We start from the raw sequence: 16162 nt of genomic DNA on the forward strand, positions 1-16162 counted from the left end.
CGAGGTCGGGTGCGCGAGATCATCGCGCCGGACGATGGATGAGCGGACGTGCGCCGTCAGGGCTGCAGGATGAAACGGATCGGGTTGCCGTCCTTGCGCGCGAGCCGCTCGAGCACCTCGGGCGCTTCCTCGAGCGGGAAGACCCCGCTGATCGACGCCGACAGGTCGAGCCGCTTCGTGCGGGTCAACGCGACGAGCTGGTGGACGTCCGTTCCCTCGCTGCCGTAGTGGCCGCGCAGCGTCAGCTGCTTGTAGGCGAATGCGGTGTCGGACGGAATCTCGATGGGCCGCCCGGCGAGGCCGACGATGACGAGACGTCCCTGCGGCGCGAGGGAGGCCATCGCCTGGGCCCGCACGGGGGCCACGCCCGCGAAGTCGAAGGCGACGTCGAGACCGCGGGGCGAGAGCTGGCGGATGGCGTCCTCCGCGTCTTCAGGGGCGCACGCCACGTCGGCGCCGACGGCGAGCGCCCGTTCGCGCGCGGCCTCGAGCGGGTCGATCGCGACGATGGGGGAGGCGCCGATGAGACGCAGCAACTGCACGGCGTGAATGCCCAGCCCGCCGAGGCCCCAGACGCCGACGGCCTCGCCGGCGCGCACGCGCCCGCTCGTCTGGATGGCTGCCCACGGCGTCGAGACGGCGTCGGGGATGATGGCGGCCTGCTCGAACGGGAGGTCGTCGGGGATCGGGACGAGCGTCTCGGCCTGCGCGAGGGCGTATTCGGCGTACCCGCCGTCGTAGTCGACGCCGCGCGTCAGGATGCGGCCGTTCGGGAGGCGGTGGCCGGCCTGCAGCAGGACGCGGCTGCCCACCTCGATGCCGGGCAGTGCCGGCACGCCGTCACCGAGGGCGGTGACGACGCCCGCGACCTCGTGACCGAGCGTCACCTTCTCGCTGTCGAGGAACTGCGGCGCGATGAGCCCTTCGAGCAGGTGCACGTCCGACAGGCAGACGCCCGCCGCCTTCACCTCGATGACGGCTTGGCCCGGCCCTGGCGTCGGGACGGGTACCTCCTCGACGTTCAGGGTGTGGTGCGTGACGTCGAGGCGTGCGGCCTTCATGGTGTCCATGGTGTCTCCTTCGTTTCCGGATATTTTTGACTGTACTCATTTTTTGTGGCGCCGCCAGGGCCTTTCGGCCCGGGTAATGTTTCGATCCATGTCGCTTCCCCTCAGCGCCACGGCCGCCTCCGCGGCACCGTCGGCCGGTTCGACGGCCCCGACGAGGCCGGCCCCCACACCGGGTACGCCTGACGCCACGGTCGTGACCCGCCGACGTCCCGTCGTGAGCGGCGCGGACCAGCAGGGTCGTCGCGCACGCAACAAGGCTGACAAGCAGGCCCGCATCCTCGCGGCTGCCGAGAGCCTGCTCGGTGAGGTGGGGTACGAGCGCATGACGACGGCCGAGGTGGCCAAGCGCGCCAACGTCGCCGCCGGCACCGTGTTTCAGTACGCCCCGACGAAGGCGGAACTGCTCATGATGGTCGTCGAACACGAGTGGCGTGATCTCGTCGACGATCACCTGCCCGACGACGCCGGTGACGGTGGGGTGCGCGAGCACGTCCTGCGTCTGCTCGAACCGTTCGCGCAGCAGGCCCGTGACTACCCCGAGAACGCGATGGTCGTCGGACGGGAGGTGCTGTTCGGTGCGCCCGGACCGTATCGCGAGAAGGTCGTCGCGCTGGTCGCCGGTCTCGAGGACGCCATCGCGGGGCTGCTCGTCGCAGCGGGGGGTGACGCGGAGCGCAGCGTCGTCGCCGCGGGCCTCATCGTCTCCGGTGGGGTGCTCGAGCTGAACCGCACGCGTACCGGGCGCGCCGAGGTCGAATCCGTGGCGCGCCGCCTCGGGGATCTCGTCGACGTCGCGGTGCGCGGCGCGGGCGTCTGATCGCCCGTAACGCGGGCGCTCAGCCGGCGTGGCGTTCACCTGCGCGTGCCCTGACCTCGACGGCGTCGCCCGCGCGCGCACGGGCCAGTCGCTTCATGCCGTCCGCGGGGCGGATCGGTTCGGGCCACTTCGGGGGGAGCGTGTCGCCCTCACGGACGCCGTTGATGCGGCGCCGGAAGAGAGGGATCACCTCGGTGGCGAGCCATCGGCTCTCGGTGCGGATGCTCTCGCGCCAGTGCGGCGCCTCGAACGGAGGCAGCTCCGGCAGTTTGAGCGTGTGGGGGATGCCGAGTTCGGCGAGCACGTAGGCGGCGAGGTGCTTGTGCCCGAGCCGGCTCATGTGGATGCGGTCGAACGCCCACATGCGCGGGTCGTCGAACTCGCGAAACTGGGTGTGATCGACGAGCAGGCAGCCGTACTGGCGGGCCAGTTCGCGCACGGCGTCGTTGTAGAAGACGATGCGCCGCCGCAGCGGCTCGAGCGCCGTCGAGATCTTCACGTCGAACGTCGTGAACAGCAGCACCTCCGCGCCCGATCCGACGAGGCGCTGCAGCGCGGCCTCGTAACGCTCCATGATGGCGGGCATGTCGGAGCGGACGGCGAGGATGTCGTTGCCGCCGGCGTAGAACGAGATGAGCGTCGGTTCGAGCGCGAGGGCGGCGTCGAACTGCTCGTCGACGATCTCGTCGAGACGCTTGCTGCGGATGGCGAAGTTCGCGTACTCCCACGTCGCGTCCACGCGCCCCATCTGGCGGGCCATACGATCGGCCCACCCGCGCACGCCGTTGGGGTACATGAGGTTCGCGTCACCGACGCCCTCGGTGAACGAGTCTCCGACCGCTACATAACGTCCCTTCATCGGGCTGACGGTAGGTCGTTCGCGTGGCCCGATGTCGGCGTCCGGCTGGCCGTGGCTGATCCGGGGCATGAAGCCTGGGTGAACTCAGGTGGACGAGCAGCTATCGACGAGACGCCGTGACCCTCTGCGATTCCCGTCCACATTCGTCGATATGAGCAAGAATCGCGAATGTGGACGTAGATCGCAGGTGAGGAGCGGGCCACGAGAAGAGTGACCTGACGCGGCTTGACGCGCTCTGACGCCGGCGGCAGGGGCGCCAGTGGCACGTCAGAGCTGGGGGTTGTTCTTGGCGATGACTTCGACGGCGTTCTTGCTCTCGAGCAGGCCGAGGCCCGTCGCGCTGCGATACATCGCGATGGCCTCGATCTCGCGACCCTTGTGCACGAGGTAGCTGACGCGCTCGGACAGATCCTGGCCCGCACGCAGATCGGTGATCTCCTCCTGCAGGTGACGCACCTGCTTCTGCAGCGTCAGGTTGCTCCACCCGATGAGCAGGAGCAGGACGACGGCGACGACGAGGGCCCACACCATGACGATTCCTCACATTCGATCCACGCGCTTGACTCGAGCCGCTCGACTGGAGTCGTCTGACTCGAGCCGCCCCACTCGAGTCGCCAATCTACCGCCTCGCGTGGGCGCGGCGACGATGACAATCCCCAGGTTTCCTTGGCACAGTAGTGCCCATGACCGAGTACCTCATGTTGTTTCCCGAGCGTGATGTCGCCGAGGAGATCGCGGACGACCTGCTCGAATCGGGTGACTTCACCGACGTGCGCGTCGTGCGTGAGGCGCTGGCGGGTGAGGAGGACGACGAGGATCACGAGTGGGGCGTCTACGTCAAGCAGGACACCGTCGACGATCCTGCCTCGGCCGTCGCGCAGGCCCTCACCGAGCGTTTCGACGCGCTCGCCAAGGAGCATGACGGCTGGCTCGACCCCAACCCCGCGCAGCTGCCGACGCGCTGAGCGACGCGGCGTCGGAAGAGCTGACGCGACGCACGTCGCGCCGCCGGTCGTGCTGACGCGTTGAGCTAAACGCCGTCGGGCGTGCTGACGGGCCAAGAGACGCGCCGGGTGGTGACTGCGCGACCTCACCGACGCGTTGCCGCCGTCGACCGGCACATCGGACTAGTTGCTCCCAGCATCGGTGAGGCCCCATTCCCGCGCGGGAATGGGGCCTCACCGATGAACGGGCGTCAGTTCGACGTGGCGCGCTCTTCGAGCTTCGCGAGCGACTCCTCGAGGGCGTGCTTCTCGACGAGGGGGAAGTGCACCTTCTTGAGCAGTTCCTTGTCGGTGACCTTGCTCCAGTCGTACGTCAGGGTTACGGCGGTCTCCTTCGGGCCGTGGGCCTCGAGCTCGTACATCCACTCCCAGCCCTTGGGCTCGGTGCCGGCGGGCGCCGTCTGCCACGCGACGAGCTTGTCATCGGCGTACCCGGTGACGTGGTTGTCGGTCTGGTATTCGCCCCCCATGTGCTCACCGACCATGTTCATGGTGAACACCTGGCCGACCTTCTGGATGCGGTCTCCGTGGTCGACGCTGCGGATGAAGCCCGAGCCGTCGAGCTTGACGTGCTCGGCCGGGTTGGTGAGGACGTTGAAGATGTCCTGCGCCGGGGCCTCGATGGTGCGGGTCACGATGATCTTTTTCTCGTCAGTCATGTCTTCACCTTGGCTCACGGCGCGCGTCTTCGCAAGGCGTCCAGGGCGTTTCGGCGTCGATGCGGGCGACGTGTGTGGGCGGGCGCGCTCGCGGCGAAGGGGCGGCGGCAGGCTGAGGGCCATCGGGCGCCGTTGTCGAATCACGCACGTGGCGCGTGCACCTGGACGGCAGCCGCGCCCTCCCGGTGAGCGCCTGGCTCACCCCGAGAGAGCATCGCGCCGTGACGGGCGCTCGGGTAGCGTGATCGTCGAACGGGGCCGCCATGGCCCCCAACCGATCACGGGCGCAGCGGGGTGCCGCGCTCACCCCACGAAGGAGTCTGCAGATGACGAAGAACCGCCCTGACGAGCGTCCCTTCGACGCCGAGGCCTACGAGCAGGACACGCGTCAACAGGCTGCCGGAATGCGTCGCGATGGCGTGGGCGCCGACGAAGCGGGCGTCGTCCTGCACGAGGAGCGTCTCGTCGCGGGTGTCGAGCGCGCCGAGGCCGGGCGCGTCGAGGTGCGCAAGCGTGTCGTCGTCGAAGAGGTGACGATCACCGTCCCCGTGCGCCGCGAGGTCGTCGATGTCGTGCGCGTGTACGACGACGGCAGCGAGGAAGCCGTCGACGTCCCCGCCTCGACGTGGCAGCCGCGCATCGAGAACCTCGACGGCGGTTCGGCGCTGGGCGAGCACACGCATGCCGAGGGTGAGGTGTACGACGTCGAAGCCGCAGAGGGCACGCACACGCGTGACGCCGACCGGCGCGACGAGGACGGCGTCATCGTGCTGCACGAGGAGCGCCCCGTGCTCTCGACGCGGATCTACGCCGTCGAACGGCTGCACCTCGGCATCAGTGCGACGAAGGAGAACGTCACCGTCACCGAGCCGGTGCAGCGCGAGGTCGTCGAGGTCGACGAGGTCGACGAGGTCGACGACGTGCGCGACCCACGTGGTGAGGGCGGTTCGGCGCGCGCGTGACGACCTTCCCCCACGCGATGACGTGCCGGGCAAGCTGCTGAGCAGCGCCTCCGTGGGCGCCCAGTGCAGCGTCAGGAGGGCGGTACCCGATCGGGTACCGCCCTCCTGACGTTCCGGCCGAGCCGAGCCGTCAGTAGATACCGTCGACGGCACCCGCCGGGCGGAAGTCGCCGATGACGCTGGAGGCGACCGTCTGCCCGAGCGCGACGCTCTGGTCGCGATGACGATCGGAGCTGCCGCTGTTCCTAGAACCGTCCGCGTATGAGGCAATGGTGCGGGCCAATCGGTTGTACTCCGCGACCTTGGCGTCGTAGTAGTTCTGGCACGCAGCGCCCTGCCCGGACGTGAGGGCGATGGGCTCGAGGGTGGGCGGCAGGGGCGTGTTGGGCATCAACGGGGTGATGCGGATCTCGTTCGTGATGCGGCCCCTGAACATGAAGCCGTCCTGTCAGTGGAATCAGAAGTCCGCCTCGTTGTCGCCCTTGCCACAAGCGGGACAGTGCCGACGAACGTCCAGGTGTAGGTGAGGGTTCCCGTCGTCTTGTCGAAGCCACCGCGCGTGATGGTGTGCTACGAGGTGGACGGCCAGGTCCCCGCCCGCTCGGTGTCCTTGGGTCCGGTGCGCCCGACGACGTCGACGCGCGGCGCCAGGGGGTGGTCGGCCGCGAAGCGCAGGGGGACGTCGCTGTCGTTGCGCAGGTTGAGCCAGGATTCGCCCTCGAATCCATTGGCGCTCAGGACCAACTGGTAGAAGTTGACCGTCAGCGAGCCCTGCTTCGTCGGCAGGTCGGCGAAGGCGAGATCCATGGTCGCCCTGCTCTCAGGGCTGCGTGCGGTGTTCGAGGCTGTGCCGGACGGGCTCGCCGCGGCGATCGTGACGGCGGGGATGCTCCACGCGGTGCCTGGGACGACGGTGCGGCGGGGTCATCAGAGGAAATTGACCGGCCGTCCAGAGTGTTCTCTGAGGCCGCTCAGGGGCGAGGCGGCGCTGGTGAGCACCCTCCACACGCGCATCCGATCCTGTCGCGGAGGCTCTCCGCCCCGCGCTAACCTCGACGCATCGGCCGGCCATCGGGTGGCTGCCGACGCGCGCGAGAGGCGCGCCGGACACAGGAGGGTGGCTCCATGGGGATGACATCACGACGCGCGACCATACGCGCCGATCTGCCGGGCACCGACGCGGCGTCACGGCGAAGCGCAGCCGCGCGCGGCCGCATCATGCGGGGCACGGTCGTCACCGTCGCGGCCGCGCTTGCCGTGACGGGGTGCACGAGCGCCACGACCGGTGGCTCCTCGGCGCCCACCTCGGCGCCCGCCTCGGCCACCACCTCGGGACACACCGGCGCCGCGTCGTCGCCGTCCGCGAGCACCCCCGGATCGCAGGCGTCCACCTCGAGCCAGCCCATCGATGTGTCGAAGGTCGTCGTGCGAGGCGACCGGCGCAGCGACGCCGCGAAGCTCGCGACGGCCGCCGTCGCGGACCTCGAACGCTACTGGGGTCGGCAGCTGCCAGCGGTCTACGGCTCGGCGTTCACACCCATCAAGGCCTACTACTCCGTCGACACCAAGGCGGGACGCCGTTCACCGTCGGTCTGCGGTGACGTCACCGGAAATGCCTACTACTGCTACGAGGACGGGGCGATCGCCTGGGATTCGACGGGCCTGCTCACCGACATGCGCAGCGCCTACGGCGACATCGCGCCGCAGGTCATCATGGCGCACGAGTTCGGGCACGCGGTGCAGCACCGTTTCGGCTACCGCGGCAAACCCGTCGTGCAGGAGCTGCAGGCCGACTGCTTCGCCGGCGCCTGGCTCCATCACGCGATCGACGACAAGGTCGTCGCCGCCTCGTCGGAGACGCCGACGCAGGCCGCCGCCGCGATCCTCGCGGTGAAGGACCCGGTGGGTGAGGACCCGCGCTCCGAACAGGCGCACGGCAACGGCTTCGACCGCGTCAACTCCTTCCAGACGGGCTACGACGACGGCCTGAAGGCGTGCAAGGCGTACACGAGCGAGGAGCCCGTCGTCACCGAGCTGCCGTTCACGAGCTACACGGACGCTGCGAGCGGCGGGAACCTGCCGTACGAGTCGGCGATGCAGAGCGGCGCCTACGACCTCGACGACTACTGGGAGCACACCTACCCCCAGGTGACGAACGGTCAGCAGTGGAAGCCGATGGGCAAGCTGACGCCGTTCGCGACGAGGAAGCCGGCCACGTGCGGCGACGAGACGGTGACGGACGCCGTCGCGTACTACTGCCCGAGCGACGACTCGATCGGGTGGAACGACGACGTCACGCGTGAGATCTACCGGGAGACAGGCGACTTCGGCCCAATCGTGCTCCTGGCCGCGCAGTACGGCAAGGCGGCCCTGAGCCGCTCGGGCAAGCCGCTCGGCGACGACGCCGCCGATCGCGGCGTCTGCTACGCGGGTGCCTACTCCGCCGACGTCATCCTGCACAACCGTCCGCAGACCAGCTCGTTCACGATGTCGCCTGGCGACCTCGACGAAGCCATCCAGGCACTGCTCATGGTCGGTGGCTCCGACGGTTTCGACCTCATCCGCGCCTACCGCAAGGGTGCGCTCGACGGGCCGAAGGGCTGCGCCGGCGCCAAGGTGTCCTGACGGCGGTGCTCACCCGGCGATGTCGTAGGCCTTGAGGCGCTTCTTGTCGCGCTTCGACCCCGACGCCTGCAGGGCGAGCAACTCGGCGTAGATGCCGCCGGAGGTGGCGAGCTCAGCGGGCGGGCCGACCTCGTCGATGCGTCCGTCGCGCAGGGTGACGATGCGGTCGACGGCGCTGATCGTCGACAGGCGGTGGGCGATGATGAGGGACGTGCGGCCCTCCATGAGCTCGTCGAGGCCGGCCTGCACGAGTCGCTCCGACTTGGTGTCGAGCGCGCTCGTCGCCTCGTCGAGGATGAGGATCGGCGCGTCCTTGAGCATCGCTCGCGCCACGGCGATGCGCTGCTTCTGGCCGCCGGACAGCTTGAGGCCGCGTTCGCCGATCGTCGTGTCGTAGCCGTCGGGGAACTGGCGGATGAACACGTCGGCGTTGGCGCGTTCGGCCACGGCCCGGATCTCCTCGTCGGTGGCCTCGGGGTGGCCGTAGGCGATGTTCTCGCGAATCGTGCCGCTGAACAGCGACGCGTCCTGGAACACGACGCCGAAGTCGCTGCGCAGCTCGTCGAGCGGCGTCTCGGCGGTGTCACGGCCGAAGACGCGCAGGTGCCCGTCATGCACCGTGTACAGCCCGAGCAGGAGGCTGATGAGCGTCGTCTTGCCGCCGCCGGACTCGCCGACGAACGCGACATGTTCACCCCGTTCGACGGCCAGCGTGATGTCCTTCAGCACGTCCCGGTCGGCGTCGTAGCCGAACGAGGCGTGATCGAACTCGATGACGGACCCGGTGCATGCGGCGGCGCGCGCCCGCGCGGCGTCGATCGTCGCACCCGGCGCGGTGTCGGCGTCGCCGAGCAGGTCGAGGCCCTCCCGCTCTGGTCGTTCTTCGAGGACGCGGAAGTAGTCGCGGCTGCCGGCGACGGCCCGCTGGCCCGAGTCAATGAGGTAGCTCATCATCATGACGGGCTGACGCGCCATGTTGACGAGTTGGATGAGCAGCACCATGTCACCGATGGAGAAGTGCCCCTCGACGGTCTGCACGAAGATGATCGAGTAGACGCCGAAGAAGATGACGTTGAGGGCGCCGCGTCGCGCGCCATCCATGAGGTGCCAGTAGCGCGACTGCTCGCGCGTCGTCGCGACGGTGCTCGCGTACCGCTCGTCGAACGACGTGAGCTCGCGGCGCTCCTGACCGAAGCTCTTGACGACGCGGATCTGCCCGACGACCTCGGCAAAACGTCCGCCGGCGATGTCGAACTGGCTGTTCTTCTCGCCCTCGAGCACCTGCCACTTCTTGCTCGTCAGCGTCGTCAGGTACATGAAGACGGGGAAGACGATGAGCAGCAGCAGCGCGAGCGGCCACGAGTAGATGGCGGAGATGACGAGCACCGCGAACGTCGTCAGCAGCATCGGCAGGAAGTTGTTCGCGAACGAGTTGAGGAACTGTGTCGTCTCCGAGATGTTCCGCGAGAGGCGGTTGATGATCCTGCCCGTCAGCTCACGGTCGAAGTAGCTCTGCGGCAGCGTCAGCAGCTTCTCGAAGTAGCGCGTCGACAGGATGCGGCGCAGCCGCACCGCCGTCACGTCGCCGATGTACCCGCCGATGTTGCTGATCGCCGTGTTCGCGAGGTCGGCCACGAGCAGGGCCACCGCGAACCACATGATGGTCGTGACGTGCCCCGACGGGTTCGCGCCCGTCTTGACGACGGAGACCACCTCGTCCGTCGCACCCGAGATGATGAACGGCATGACGAGCGACGTCGCCGTGATGAGAACCGAGCTGACGACGATCGCGAGGTACGACGGCCACAGCGCGCGGGTAGAGGACAGGATCTTGCCGATGCTTCGCACGGATGAAGCGTGCCACCCGGCGCCGACAACCCCGAAATCTCGCGGCGACGCGGTTTCCGGTGGCCGACACGACGACGCGGGCCGCCCCGGAGAAAGAAGGTGCAGCCCGCGGTGTCGGAGCGGCCGGTGCGTTCGGCGTCGCAGCGGTGTCGTCAACACTTGTTCGATGCGTCGAGCGACTTGACCTGGTACGGCAGCGTCGTGCCGTCGGACAGCGTGACGGTGACGTCCTGCACGTAGCTGAGTCCGCCCTGCGCCACACCGCACCAGGGCGGGGCGTCGACGTTCGAGTAGTTCGTGATGAAGCGACCCGAAGGGCCGGTGGTGAAGTTGCGGCACGTCGTACCCGTGTCGTAGATGACGCCGCCGCTGACACGAGGTGTGGGGGCGCCACAGGTGGATGCCGCCATCACGGGGGCAGCGCCCGCAACGGTGACGGCGGGGATGCTCCCGGCGGCCCCGCGGGCGACGGAACGGCGTGAGATGGGTGTGGTCATGTGGATCCCCAGGCGATGAAACGTTTTTTGAGCACACTCAGTTGTGCATTCGAGGTCGCCGTCATCAAACGAGGGCCGTCCGTGTGGACACACTCATGAGCTTCGTGTGTACCCGTGAGTTGAGTGGAATACGCGCAACTTTGTTGCGGTTGTGCCTGACAGGAAGATGCGCGACCAGCCATACTGAAGGTGCGGTCGCTGTCGAGCCACCGGGCCGTCAGCGAACGTCGTGCATTGCAGCAAAAAGACGTTCAACGACAAGGAGTCAGCAGTGGATCTTCAACTGACCACGAAGGCGCAGGAGGCCCTCTCGGCCGCCGTGACGGCCGCGCAGTCGGCCGGCAACCCCTCGATCGAGCCCGCGCACCTCCTCAAGGCGCTCGCGGAACAGACCGACACGACCACCGGGCCGCTGCTCGAGGCGACAGGCACCACTCCGCAGGCCGTCATCGCGCAGGCCGAGGCCGACCTGCGCACATTTCCTAGCAGCTCGGGTGCAAGCGTGGGCCAGCCCGGCATGAGCCGTGAGCTGCTCAACGTGCTCGAGAAGGCGCGCAGCGACATGAGCGCCATGGGGGATGCGTTCACCTCGACCGACCACCTGCTGCTCGCGCTCGCTCGCACGGGCAAGTTCTCCACGCTGAACGCGGAGGCGATCGAGCAGGCGATCCCCGCGACGCGCGGTGGCCGCAAGGTCACCTCCGCCGAGCCCGAGGGCACGTTCGAGGCGCTGGAGAAGTTCGGCACCGACCTGACGGCCCTCGCCCGTGAGGGCAAGCTCGACCCCGTCATCGGCCGCGACAGCGAGATCCGTCGCGTCGTACAGGTGCTGAGCCGCCGCACGAAGAACAACCCCGTTCTCATCGGTGAGCCCGGCGTCGGCAAGACGGCCGTCGTCGAGGGTCTCGCGCAGCGCATCGTCGCCGGGGACGTGCCGGAGAGCCTGCGCGACAAGCGCCTCATCTCCCTCGACCTCGGTGCGATGGTCGCCGGTGCGAAGTACCGCGGCGAGTTCGAGGAGCGCCTCAAGGCCGTCCTCGAGGAGATCAAGAACTCCGACGGGGAGATCGTCACGTTCATCGACGAGATCCACACCGTCGTCGGCGCGGGTGCCGGCGGCGACTCGTCGATGGACGCCGGCAACATGCTCAAGCCGATGCTCGCGCGCGGCGAGCTGCGTCTCGTCGGCGCGACGACGCTCGACGAGTACCGCGAGAACATCGAGAAGGACCCGGCGCTCGAGCGTCGTTTCCAGCAGGTGTTCGTCGGTGAGCCGAGCGTCGAGGACACGATCGCGATCCTGCGCGGCCTCAAGGAGCGCTACGAGGCGCACCACAAGGTCGCCATCGCCGACCAGGCGCTCGTCGCCGCTGCGACGTTGAGTGACCGCTACATCACGAGCCGACAGCTGCCCGACAAGGCGATCGATCTCATCGACGAGGCCGCGTCGCGTCTGCGCATGGAGATCGACTCGAGCCCCGTCGAGATCGACCAGCTGCGCCGCAGCGTCGACCGCATGAACATGGAAGAACTGCACCTCGAGAGCGAGACCGACCCGGCCTCGCGCGACCGACTCGCGAAGCTGCGGGCCGACCGCGCCGACACCGAGGAGCAGCTCGCCGCGCTGACGGCGCGTTGGGAGGCTGAGAAGGCCAGCCTCAACAAGGTCGGTGATCTCAAGGCCCAGATCGACGACCTGCGCACGCAGGCCGAGAAGCTGCAGCGCGAAGGTGACTACGGCAACGCCTCGAAGTTGCTCTACGGCGACATCCCGGCTCTTGAGAAGCAGCTCGACGAGGCGCAGGCAGCCGAGGCGACGTCCTCGAAGGCCGGCGGCGAGGCGCCGATGGTCTCCGACGAGGTGACGGCCGACGACATCGCCGAGGTCATCGCCAGCTGGACCGGCATCCCCGCCGGGCGTCTGCTCGAGGGCGAGACCGAGAAGCTGCTGCGCATGGAGGACTTCCTCGGCGAGCGCCTCATCGGTCAGAAGGCCGCGGTCCAGGCTGTCAGTGACGCCGTGCGCCGTTCGCGCTCCGGCATCGCCGACCCCGATCGTCCGACCGGTTCGTTCCTGTTCCTCGGCCCGACGGGTGTGGGCAAGACGGAGCTCGCGAAGTCGCTCGCCGACTTCCTCTTCGACGACGAGCGCGCCATGGTGCGCATCGACATGTCGGAGTACTCCGAGCGTCACGCCGTCGCGCGCCTCATCGGTTCGCCCCCCGGCTACGTCGGGTACGAAGAGGGCGGTCAGCTGACCGAGGCCGTGCGCCGTCGCCCGTACTCGGTCGTGCTGCTCGACGAGGTCGAGAAGGCGCACCCGGAGACGTTCGACATCCTCCTGCAGGTGCTCGACGACGGGCGCCTGACGGATGGTCAGGGCCGCACGGTCGACTTCCGCAACGTCATCCTCGTCATGACGTCGAACCTGGGCAGCCAGTTCCTCGTCGATCCGACGATGGCGCCGGACGCCAAGCGTGACGCCGTCATGGGTGCGGTGCGCGCGCAGTTCAAGCCCGAGTTCCTCAACCGTCTCGACGAGGTCGTCATCTTCGACCCGCTGACGCAGGACGAGCTGTCGCACATCGTCGAGCTGCAGGTCGCGTCGCTGAGCAAGCGGCTCGCCGACCGCCGCATCACCCTCGAGGTGACGCCGGCCGCCCGCGAGTGGCTCGCCGAGACGGGGTACGACCCCGCGTACGGTGCGCGTCCGCTGCGTCGCCTCGTGCAGAAGGAGATCGGCGACCGTCTGGCTCGTGCGCTCCTCGCCGGCGAGGTGCTCGACGGCGAGAAGGTGACGATCGACGTCGAACGTGGCGCGGCGCTGAAGCTGCCGGAGGGCGTCACGGCACCGGAGGGCGTCGAGCCTCCGGTGACGGGTCTGCGCATCGTGTCGGAGAGGATCGAGCCCGACGCGGGCGTCGAGAGCTGATCGTCACGACAGCTGCCTGAGCAGCGTGCCGCACACTGAAACGGGCCGGACACCGATCACGGTGTCCGGCCCGTTTCGCGCGTCCCCTCTGCGATTCCCGTCCACCCTTGCGATTTTCGATCACATTCGTATCGCGGCGCTGATGGCACGGCATCGGGGCAGGTAGATTTGACGTATGACAGAGAACACACCCGCAGTGACGACTCCTGGCACGCGCTACCTCGTGGCCTGGGGTGGGGACAAGCGTTCCGAGGACGCCCTCAAGCTCGGCGCCGTGCTCGCGCGCACCTTCGAGGCGAAGCTCGACATCGTGTACGTCGTCTTCCAGCAGACGAACGGTTTCACCGTCACCGCGGGCGACCGCACCTTCGAGCAGGAGGTCGGGCGTGAGGCGGCCGGCTGGCTGAAGACGGCCGCGAAGTCGGTCGGCGAGGGCATCGAGGTCGAGACGCACGTCGTCTACGGCGAGTCGATCACGCAGGGCATCCTCGCCGCAGCCGAGCAGCTCGGCTCGCAGGCCATCGTCATCGGTGCCGGTTCGGGCGCGGGTCAGCCCGTCGCAGCGAACGCCATCGTCGGCGGCCTGTTGCACTCGAGCCCGGTCCCGATCGCCATGGCGCCGCGCAACTACCGCAAGGTGAAGTTCGACTCGCTCTCGTCGCTGTCCGCCGCCATCGGCCCGCGCCCCGGCGCGCACCAGGTCGCCATCGAGGCCGCAGACGCGATCAAGCGCGTCGGCCTGCCGCTGCAGCTCATCTCGCTCGTCTCGCTCAAGCAGGACAAGCAGTTCCACGTCGACGGCTTCGACGAGGCCGAGCGCGTGCTCGCCGACGCAGCCAAGCGCGTCGGTGACCGCGCGGAGGTCACGACCGTCGTCGGTCAGGGCCGCTCGCTCAAGCAGGCCGTCAAGAAGATCGATTGGGACGAGCGCACGGCGCTGTGCGTCGGCTCGTCCCGGCTCGCGCAGAACCGACGCACCTTCCTCGGCTCCGCCGCGACGCGCATGCTCTCGTCGCTGCCTGTGCCGATGATCGTCGTCCCGCGACGCGACGCCTGAGCCGCCACCTCGCGCACAGGCGTCTCGAGCGGGACGCCTGAGCGCGGCCGCGGCAGGCGCACGATGGCCCCGGCGTCACGCGGACGTGACGTCAGAGCCCTGATCGTTCGCGCCGGCCTGCGTGATGACGTCGCCGATGGCGTCGGTGACGAGGTCGGGCTCCTCGTACGTCAGCATGTGGCCCCGGCCGTCCACGATGTCGAGGTGAGCGTCGGGCATGGCCTCGGCGAGAGCCATGGAGTGGCGCTTCGGCGTCAGCAGATCACGCGAGCCGACGAGGATGCGCACGGGCACCTTGCTCAGCGCGGCCAGCGCGGCGAGCTCGTCGTGCGCCATGAGCGCGGTGTAGAACGCGCCGCTCGTCGAGATGCGCGTGGCGGCGATCTGGTCGCGCGCGGCCCGGACGTCTTCGTCGCGCGGGTCGATGCCGAAGCCGCCGCGGCGCTGTGAGGCGAGGGTGACGAGACGGCCCGGGCGGAGCGGAACGTGCTTGAGCGCCTTGACGATCCACTTCTCGCCGGGGACGGTGAAGCCGCGCAACTGCCCTGACGACGTCGAGACGAGCACCGCGCCGACGACCTTTTCACCCAAGAGCTCAGGGTGCAGCCCGGCGAACGCCATCACCGTCATCCCGCCCATCGAGTGACCCGCGACGATGACCGGTGATCCCTCCGGTGCCGTCTCGGCGACGACGCTCGCGAGGTCCTCGCCGAGCGCGCGCACGGTCTCGTCGCCGGGGCGCATGCGGCCGCCGGCGAACGTCGAGTCGCCGTGCCCGCGCTGATCCCACAGCACGACTCGCACGCCGCCGCGATCGAGCAGACGCTGCGCAACGGGTTCCCACGAGCGGTGGCTCAGTGTCCAGCCGTGGGACATGACGACGGTCGGCGCGTCGGGCGCGAGATCGGCCGGTTCGGCGGTGAAGACGGCGAGGCGCGCGCCGTCGGCGGCGGTGACGGTGGTGCGGGCGAATTCGTGGTTCACGCGACCCACTCAAACACACCCGGAGACGGTGAACCGCCCCGTTTCGGAACCTGCATTGCATAGGCTGCGTCACAACGACAGGTGAGCATCCGCTCACGACCCCCGACGGACAGGTGAGCTCATGACCTCCCACATGCCCACGCGCCGCAGCGTCATGACGGCAGCGCTCACGAGCGTCGCCCTGACGGCGTGCTCGTCGGCGAAGAAGTCCGATTCGAACGCCTCCAGCGGCGAGGACGTGACGAAGCGTCTCAAGGCCGCGCAGGACAAGCTCGGCAAGACGTCCGGGTACCACACGAAGGTGACGTGCTCGGCCGCGCCGAAGGACGAACCGGCGCTCAAGGCGGGGGAGGGCGACGTCGTCAACTCGCCCGCCGCTTTCAAGGGTGACGTGACGGCGAGCACGCAGGGCAACGAGATCAAGGCCGGCATCATCAGCATCGGCGAGAAGAACTGGGTGAGGCCGAGCTTCTCGCCCAAGTACCTGACGGTGAACCTCAAGTCGCTCGGTGTGCCGTCCCCGACGTCGCTTTTCAACGCGACGAGTGGCATCCCGGCGATGCCGCTCATGAGCAAGGACATGAAGCGTTCGGGCGAGAAGCTCGTCGGCGGCGAGAAGGTGACGACGTACAAGGGCACGCTCGACGGCCCGAGCGCCGCGAAAGCGATGGGTTTCGGCAAGACGCGCGGCGACTACACCGTCGAGGTCGGCCTCACCGACTCCGACGAGGTGCGCACCATGATCATCACGGGCCCGTTCTTCGACTCGGCCGACGCGACGTACACGATCGACATCTCCAAGTACGACCAGAAGGTCGAGATCAAGCAGCCGTGATCGCCGCCTGCCG

Annotated in this window: 16 protein-coding genes; 7 read left to right on the forward strand and 9 right to left on the reverse strand. The window is 68.7% G+C overall.

Features of this window, described 5'->3' with window-relative positions:
* Nucleotides 1–56: 56 nt before the first annotated feature.
* Entirely contained in the window at nt 57–1070 is a 1014-nt protein-coding gene (locus ABH936_RS06495; protein ID WP_404602884.1) for a zinc-binding dehydrogenase, read from the reverse strand.
* A gap of 88 nt (nt 1071–1158) precedes the next feature.
* Between ABH936_RS06495 and ABH936_RS06500 the strand changes: the two genes are divergently transcribed.
* Complete coding sequence (locus ABH936_RS06500; protein ID WP_404602885.1) at nt 1159–1887, forward strand: TetR/AcrR family transcriptional regulator; 729 nt, start codon at nt 1159–1161, stop codon at nt 1885–1887.
* Between the two features lie 19 nt (nt 1888–1906).
* On the opposite strand, the gene ABH936_RS06505 is transcribed toward ABH936_RS06500, so the two are convergent.
* Nucleotides 1907–2746, reverse strand: a complete 840-nt coding sequence (locus ABH936_RS06505; protein WP_040014827.1) for an SGNH/GDSL hydrolase family protein — start codon at nt 2744–2746, stop codon at nt 1907–1909.
* Nucleotides 2747–3013: 267 nt separating this feature from the next.
* Nucleotides 3014–3277: a hypothetical protein gene (locus ABH936_RS06510; RefSeq protein WP_006946272.1), complete on the reverse strand. Its 264-nt coding sequence runs from the start codon at nt 3275–3277 to the stop codon at nt 3014–3016.
* A gap of 152 nt (nt 3278–3429) precedes the next feature.
* Between ABH936_RS06510 and ABH936_RS06515 the strand changes: the two genes are divergently transcribed.
* Nucleotides 3430–3711 carry a hypothetical protein gene (locus ABH936_RS06515; RefSeq protein ID WP_006946280.1) on the forward strand — a complete coding sequence of 94 codons (282 nt, stop codon included), beginning with the start codon at nt 3430–3432 and terminating at the stop codon, nt 3709–3711.
* 230 nt (nt 3712–3941) lie between these two features.
* On the opposite strand, the gene ABH936_RS06520 is transcribed toward ABH936_RS06515, so the two are convergent.
* A complete protein-coding gene (locus ABH936_RS06520) occupies nt 3942–4409 on the reverse strand; it encodes an SRPBCC domain-containing protein (protein WP_040014869.1) in 468 nt (155 codons plus the stop codon).
* Between the two features lie 326 nt (nt 4410–4735).
* On the opposite strand from ABH936_RS06520, the gene ABH936_RS06525 reads away from it, so the two are divergent.
* Nucleotides 4736–5371 (forward strand): DUF2382 domain-containing protein, encoded by a 636-nt coding sequence (locus ABH936_RS06525; protein WP_404602886.1) that lies wholly within the window; start codon nt 4736–4738, stop codon nt 5369–5371.
* A 130-nt stretch (nt 5372–5501) separates the two neighbouring features.
* Here ABH936_RS06525 and ABH936_RS06530 read toward each other — a convergent pair whose 3' ends face one another.
* On the reverse strand, nt 5502–5807 hold the full coding sequence (locus tag ABH936_RS06530; protein ID WP_404602887.1) for a hypothetical protein: 306 nt from the start codon (nt 5805–5807) through the stop codon (nt 5502–5504).
* Between the two features lie 134 nt (nt 5808–5941).
* Complete coding sequence (locus tag ABH936_RS06535) at nt 5942–6178, reverse strand: hypothetical protein (protein ID WP_040014825.1); 237 nt, start codon at nt 6176–6178, stop codon at nt 5942–5944.
* Nucleotides 6179–6496: 318 nt separating this feature from the next.
* On the opposite strand from ABH936_RS06535, the gene ABH936_RS06540 reads away from it, so the two are divergent.
* Nucleotides 6497–7996 carry a neutral zinc metallopeptidase gene (locus ABH936_RS06540; protein ID WP_404602888.1) on the forward strand — a complete coding sequence of 500 codons (1500 nt, stop codon included), beginning with the start codon at nt 6497–6499 and terminating at the stop codon, nt 7994–7996.
* A 9-nt stretch (nt 7997–8005) separates the two neighbouring features.
* On the opposite strand, the gene ABH936_RS06545 is transcribed toward ABH936_RS06540, so the two are convergent.
* The gene (locus ABH936_RS06545) at nt 8006–9844 is read right to left on the reverse strand and encodes an ABC transporter ATP-binding protein (RefSeq protein ID WP_062256170.1); all 1839 of its coding nucleotides are present in this window, start codon (nt 9842–9844) and stop codon (nt 8006–8008) included.
* 152 nt (nt 9845–9996) lie between these two features.
* Nucleotides 9997–10341, reverse strand: coding sequence for a hypothetical protein (locus ABH936_RS06550; protein WP_404602889.1), 345 nt, complete (start codon nt 10339–10341; stop codon nt 9997–9999).
* Between the two features lie 271 nt (nt 10342–10612).
* Between ABH936_RS06550 and clpB the strand changes: the two genes are divergently transcribed.
* Together clpB and ABH936_RS06560 are read left to right on the forward strand one after the other, a co-directional pair.
* Complete coding sequence (clpB, locus tag ABH936_RS06555; protein ID WP_404602890.1) at nt 10613–13273, forward strand: ATP-dependent chaperone ClpB; 2661 nt, start codon at nt 10613–10615, stop codon at nt 13271–13273.
* 175 nt (nt 13274–13448) lie between these two features.
* Nucleotides 13449–14330, forward strand: a complete 882-nt coding sequence (locus ABH936_RS06560; protein ID WP_404602891.1) for a universal stress protein — start codon at nt 13449–13451, stop codon at nt 14328–14330.
* 75 nt (nt 14331–14405) lie between these two features.
* Here the strand turns inward: ABH936_RS06560 and ABH936_RS06565 are convergent, their stop codons facing one another.
* Nucleotides 14406–15314: an alpha/beta fold hydrolase gene (locus ABH936_RS06565; protein WP_404602892.1), complete on the reverse strand. Its 909-nt coding sequence runs from the start codon at nt 15312–15314 to the stop codon at nt 14406–14408.
* Between the two features lie 121 nt (nt 15315–15435).
* On the opposite strand from ABH936_RS06565, the gene ABH936_RS06570 reads away from it, so the two are divergent.
* Nucleotides 15436–16149, forward strand: a complete 714-nt coding sequence (locus ABH936_RS06570) for an LppX_LprAFG lipoprotein (RefSeq protein ID WP_404602893.1) — start codon at nt 15436–15438, stop codon at nt 16147–16149.
* The last annotated feature ends 13 nt before the right edge of the window (nt 16150–16162 follow it).

The organism is Dermacoccus sp. GAS27A, from assembly GCF_044909235.1.
In the GTDB taxonomy this organism is placed as follows: Bacteria; Actinomycetota; Actinomycetes; order Actinomycetales; family Dermatophilaceae; genus Dermacoccus; species Dermacoccus nishinomiyaensis.